This window comes from Nocardia sp. NPDC058499, assembly GCF_042719915.1.
In the GTDB taxonomy this organism is placed as follows: Bacteria; Actinomycetota; Actinomycetes; order Mycobacteriales; family Mycobacteriaceae; genus Nocardia.
In genome coordinates, this window is record NZ_JBHXMZ010000045.1 from 1 (window position 1) to 1,049 (window position 1,049).

General features: G+C 65.7%; 1 protein-coding gene. It reads left to right on the forward strand.

Features of this window, described 5'->3' with window-relative positions:
- Positions 1-128: 128 nt before the first annotated feature.
- The gene (locus ACFWPH_RS34740) at positions 129-1,037 is read left to right on the forward strand and encodes an IS5 family transposase (protein ID WP_378756558.1); all 909 of its coding nucleotides are present in this window, start codon (positions 129-131) and stop codon (positions 1,035-1,037) included.
- Positions 1,038-1,049 lie beyond the last annotated feature (12 nt).

Here is a 1,049-nt window from a genome sequence, read left to right on the forward strand (position 1 = left end):
TAGAGCCTGTTTCATAAGCGCCCGAGTTGTGGGGCGGAACCCGTTGTCCGGGTGGAGAAGTTGGTGATGTGGCGAGGTCTCCGGTAACTGGTTGATCGACCAAGATCCAACTGAACACCGGAGACCTCGTGAACAGCGTAACGGCGAGCTGCCGTGCGGATTTGACCGATGCCCAGTGGGCGAAGCTGAAACCGCTCCTACCTGCCGGTATGAAGGCCGGTCGACCGCCGCGGTGGTCGAAACGCAGGTTGATCGACGGGATCCGGTGGCGGATCCGCACCGGCAGTCCGTGGCGTGACCTTCCGACGGTGTATGGGCCGTGGCAGACCGTGTATGGGTTGTTCCGTCGCTGGCAGCGCGATGGAACCTGGGAATCGTTGCTGACCGCGCTGCAGGCCCACGCTGATGCGGCAGGCGGGATCGAGTGGACGGTGAGCGTGGACTCCACCATCGCCCGTGCCCACCAGCACGCAGCCGGCGCGCGCCGCGACCCGCATCGTCAGGTCGAGTCGGCGGCCGGTTTGGACGTCGAACCCGCCGACCACGGTCTCGGACGGTCGCGTGGCGGGTTGTCTACGAAACTGCACCTGGCCGCCGATCAGCGCCAGCGTCCGCTGGCGCTGATCGTCACACCTGGTCAGTGGGCCGATTGCCCGCAGTTCACGGCGGTGCTCGGCGAGATCCGAGTGCCGCGACTCGGCGTGGGTGGCACCCGGTCTCGGCCGGACCGGGTCCTGGCCGATAAAGCCTATTCGTCGGCGGCGAACCGTGCTTACCTGCGAGCACGCGGGATCAAGGCGACCATCCCGATCAAGTTGGATCAGGCCGCGCATCGCGCGGCCAAAGGCGCTACCGGTGGCCGGCCGCCAGCCTTCGATCAGGGGTTGTATGCCCTGCGGCATGCCGTGGAATGCACGATCAATCGGCTCAAACAGCACCGGGCAGTCGCGACCCGGTATGACAAACTCGCTGTCCGCTACCTGGCAACCGTCCGCGTCGCCGCGATCAACCTGTGGTTATCCGGCCGCAGCTTATGAAACAGACTCTAG